Source organism: Chitinophaga sp. (assembly GCF_035564935.1).
Lineage (GTDB): Bacteria > Bacteroidota > Bacteroidia > Chitinophagales > Chitinophagaceae > Chitinophaga.
In genome coordinates, this window is the sequence record NZ_DATMTE010000112.1 from 1 (window position 1) to 4,948 (window position 4,948).

At 47.6% G+C, this 4,948-nt stretch carries 2 protein-coding genes; both read right to left on the reverse strand.

Annotation, left to right across the window (positions count from 1 at the left end):
• A partial coding sequence (locus tag VN105_RS03035) for a RagB/SusD family nutrient uptake outer membrane protein (protein WP_325637793.1) occupies positions 1 to 1,420 on the reverse strand: 1,420 nt, incomplete at its 3' end.
• 8 nt (positions 1,421 to 1,428) lie between these two features.
• On the reverse strand, positions 1,429 to 4,671 hold the full coding sequence (locus tag VN105_RS03040; RefSeq protein WP_325637795.1) for a SusC/RagA family TonB-linked outer membrane protein: 3,243 nt from the start codon (positions 4,669 to 4,671) through the stop codon (positions 1,429 to 1,431).
• Positions 4,672 to 4,948 lie beyond the last annotated feature (277 nt).

Here is a 4,948-nt window from a genome sequence, read left to right on the forward strand (position 1 = left end):
TGCGTATGTTGGGGTTAGCATCCAGTTCTCTTTGTGGTATGGGCAAAATAACTTTTGTACTTGGCCACGATACCGGTATCGTTTTATCACTCGCCAGGAATTTGGTGAATGAACGTTTTGTTCTGATTAAATCGAACAGCCGATGCCCTTCAAAAGCCAGTTCCTTTCTACGTTCCAGCAGGATCGCCTCCAGGAGTGCCGGCCCTGTAGCTGTTACCGGCAGGGCATTATGATCGGCGCGCTGTGTTACCACTTCCAGGTCAGCCTGTGCTTCCGCGGTGCTTCCAAGGTGTGCCGCTGCTTCTGCGTGAATGAGATACAATTCCGCCAGCCGCATCACTTTAATACTTTCCGTAAACGTGCTTACATCTTTATATTTGGTGATGATGTTTGCAGGATCTTCGCCGCCGTTGCCGGAGCGTTTTCCTTTCTGCAGAAAGTCCCTTCTTACATCTGTAGCCTGGTAGATGTTGTACATGTTATCGGTAGCCAATACATCGCCATATCCATCCTGGCTGAACATATAACTTAAGCCGTCTGTATTGCGGTTATCTACTGCTGTATTGATGATCTCAAAAACTGTTTCGTTGTTATTGGTGATCTTAAAATCGCTCACCAGCTTTTCGTTGGGCAGCAGTGCGTATTTGTTCGACTGTATTACCTCGCCGGCGTATTTGGCTGCGCCCTGCCAGTCTTCTTTGTATAAAAGGATCCTCGACAGCAATGCTTTGGCGGAATAAACATTGATCCTTCCGGAGGAAAACTCCGTGCTTTTACTTCCTTTAAACCCGGAGATAGCTGCTGTGAGGTCGCTGATAATCTGCGCATAAGTATCTTTCATACTGCTGCGGGAGGGCGACTGCACCGAATCTACATTCGTAACTGTTACAATGGGAATGCCCATATGCGTGGCTCCCGGTGTATAGTTATACGGTTGCGCAAACATGCGTGCAATATCAAAGAACACCAGTGCGCGTAATGCGTATGCTTCCGCTACTATCTGTTTAGCCTCTGTACTGTCGGCCGCCGATGGCAGCAGTGAAATACGGGGGCCTTTCATGATCACCATATTGGCATTGGCCACTACGGCGTATAACTGGTTCCACGAATCGGTCGTATACTGGTCGTTGGCCGTTACGATGTACTGGTCCTGGTTGCGGTACCGGTTGCTGTTGATAACGCTGATAAAACCGTTATCCGACCGGAGGTCCGGCAACAGCGGCATAGTACGTCCATAATAGTTTTCATTTTGCATCAGGGAATACACGCCGTTGATGGCTGCCCGTAAGCCGGGCAGGTCTGTGATAGCGCGGTCTGTTTCTGTTGACTGATCCGGCCGCTGATCAAGGAAATCCTTGCTGCAGGCGCTGAATAAGCCAGCCAGTAGAAGCAATACCCCGTATGTATATTTCTTTTGCATGAATACCTTTAAAAATTTACATCCAATCCTACCAGGAATGTTTTGAAAACCGGTGGCCGCTGATCGTAATCACCTGTTACCGGTACTTCCGGGTCCATGGTGAGATATTTGTCTTTTACGTATGTCCATAAATTATTGCCGCGCACATACACTTTCACTTCGCTGATATTGGCTTTCTTCAACCAGTTTTGTTGCAGGTTGTAGGCCAGCATCAGATCGCGCAGGCGGATGAAACTACCGTCGTACAGGAACCTGGATGAGCTTTGGTTGCTCAGGCCGGATTGCGTGCCGCCGAAAACCACTTTGGGTACATTGGTCACATCACCCGGGTGTTGCCAGCGTTTCTCATAAATGAGGCGCGACATTTTTGCGCCGCCCCCGAATCCGCCGCTGCCGTCTGATTCGGTGAATGTGCCCCAATTGTCGTATACTTTATTTCCCCAGTTACAAAAGAACTGGAAGCTCAGATCAAATCCTTTATAACTAAAGTAGTTGGTAATGCCGCCGTAAAATGTTGGTAATGCACTTCCCTGGTTAAAGCGCTGGGCTTCACCGTAAGATTTGGTAGTAGCGGTTTTGGAACCATCCTTATACCACAGCGCTTCACCGGTTTGCGGATCTGCGCCTGCAAATCCGACGAGGAAGAACTGGTAAAAGTCCGTGCCCGGCTCCCTTTTATAGGGAGGGCTGGTCATCGGGTTGTCCAGTCGTGTGATCCTATTGTTCAGGGTAGAGATGTTGGCATCTGTACGCCATGAAAATTGATTTTCTCTTTTTGCGATGATATTGCGGGAGGAAAGAGATATTTCCCAGCCGCTGTTTTTCATCTCCCCGTTATTCCTGAAAACGGTAGTAATACCATTTGCAGATGATACCGGTACATTCAGCAATAGCCTTGAAGTGGTTCTGTTATAATATTTAATGGTACCAGATAACCGGTTTTTGAGCACCGCGAAATCCAGTCCTATATTGAATGGCCTGTTCTGTTCCCATGTAAGGAAAGGATTGGGGTATTGCGTAAGCACATACCCCGGTTTCCCATCATAATCATTTGCCGGGCTGTAAAGCGACAATGAAGCATAATTATCAATAGCCTGGTTTCCGTTGCTGCCGTAGCTGGCTCTTAATTTTAATTCGTTGATAACATTTACATCCTGGAGGAAGGGTTCGCGGTAAATATTCCACGCTGTTCCTATAGACCAGAATGCAGCACTTCTTTTCCTGCGGCCAAATCTTGAAGAGGCATCCCTTCTGATGGAGGCTGTCAGGTAATATTTCTGCTTGTAATCGTAACTGTTGTTCAGGAATAATCCTGTAAGTGAATTGGCGCTGGATACGGAGGATACGCTTTCCGGTTTGGAGGCATCCGCCAGCAGTTGCAGATCCGGCAGCAGGTTTGATGCTGCGGAAGAGTTGCCGCTGTTGGTGGTTTTCTGCGCTTCATATCCTACAAACGTATTGATCCCGTGATAACCCCATCGCCTGTTGAACCGCAGGATATTGGTAGATACCCAGTTATTCCACAGGTTGTTGTTTACCGATACCCAGCCATTGGTATTTCTCCCGTCTCCGAATCCCGGTGCAAAAAACGAATTGCTCCGGGCGTAGTTCAGGTCGAGACTGATTTTTGTTTCAAACGAAAGAAAATCAGTGAAGGCGTATTTGGCGCCGGCGCCGCCCAGCATACCATAGATGGTGCCGGTGCGGGTATCGCCATTCAGCACGGCTACCGGGTTAAAGGTATTGTTGTAGCTGAAGTCGTAGCTGCCATCCGGGTTGTAAATTTTCAGCCAGGGTTGCAAGCGTACGAGCGAGCGTACCGGGTTAGCCATTAAACCTACATCTCCTACTGCGTTTGCGCGCTGATAGGATAAGGAAAGGTTTACATCAAACGACAGGCGGTTGGTAGCCTGGTTGCTCAGGTTGAGTTTACCGGTCATCCGCTTGTAGTCTACTCCTTTCAGGGCTGATTTGGAATCGTATAAGCCGCCGGAAACATAAAATTTTGTTTTATTACTTCCGCCTGCAGCAGATAAATTGGCTTGTGTATAGCTTCCATGGCGGGTGAGCACATCGATCCAATTGGTACTAACGGTAGTATCCACGCCACGTGCGCGGAGTTCCCGCTGAAAACCGGCTTCGCCTGTGCCATCCGCTTTATGCGCCCATCCTTCGCGGAGCAGTTCCATCATCTCTTTGGTATTGAGCGGATAGTTTGCCTGCGGGATGGTGAGCTGGTTGCTGCCTCTTTGTACGGCTGCGCTGATCTTTGTTCTGCCCTGGCTGCCGGTTTTGGTCGTGATCAGGATCACGCCGTTGGCAGCGCGGGAGCCATAGATCGATGCGGAAGCCGCATCTTTTAAAATAGAAATAGACGCGATATCTGCGCTGTTAATTCCTGCCAGGGTATTCACATTATAATCGGTGAGGTTGTCTGTTACCACCGGTGTGCCGTCTACCACGTAAAGTGGCGAGCTGCCAGCGGTAATAGATCCTATGCCGCGTATATGAATACTGGGTATGGAACCGGGCTGGCCGGAACCATTGGTAGATTGTAAGCCGGGTACATTGCCTTGTAAGCTTTCCTGGAAGCTGCTACGGGGCGCTTTATCATACAATGAAGCGTTTACCATAGTAGCTGAACCTGTCAAAGAACTTTTTGTTTGCACGCCATAGGCCACTACCACCACTTCGTTCAATCCTTTGGAATCGTCTTTCAGCATGATGTTGAGGTGAGATGAATTGGTTATCGTCACCCGGTGTTCTTCATAACCGATGAAAGAACAGATCAACGTTGCTGAAGAAGGCGCCTCCATGCGGAACTCACCATCCTCATTCGTAGTAGTACCCTTATTAAGACCTGCAATACGTAAACTCACACCTGGTAAAGGATGTCCGAAAACATCGGTTACCGTTCCACTGATACTGATATTCCTGATCTCTTTGTCTTCCGGCGCTATTGCCACCAGTGTGGCGGAAAGCTGTTTGAAAGTGAGACCGGTATGCTGAAGTATCTTCTTTAAGATATCTTCTGTCAAAGCATTGCTTTCATTCAACGACACTTTTTTGCCTGCCGGAATCAGATCGTTGCGGTATACGAAACGGTACCCGCTTTTCTTTTCGATCATCTTCAGGAGCCGTGGCAGTGGCACTGAATCTGCTTTGAGGGAAATGCGCCGGTCCTGCTGACCGAAGACATTTCCTGTTATATGCAAACAGGTAATAAGAATAATAAAGGACACCAGTTTCATTATCAGTACAACTTTTCCCTATGTTTTTATACGCAAAAGGATTCATAATGTATGATTTTTTTCCATACATTTATGGTTGTAAAAGGTCATAAAACTACGACAGGACTACATTGCCAAGTGAAGCTAACTGCCGTTTGATCTCAACAAAGGGGGTAAATGTTTGCAGCATTTGCCCTTTTTTTATTTGAGAGGTATCGATTTTCTTTTAACGTTTCCCCTTTTACTGGGTAATGAATACTTCATTGCTTATGATGCGGCAATGAAATGATGTTGTAAC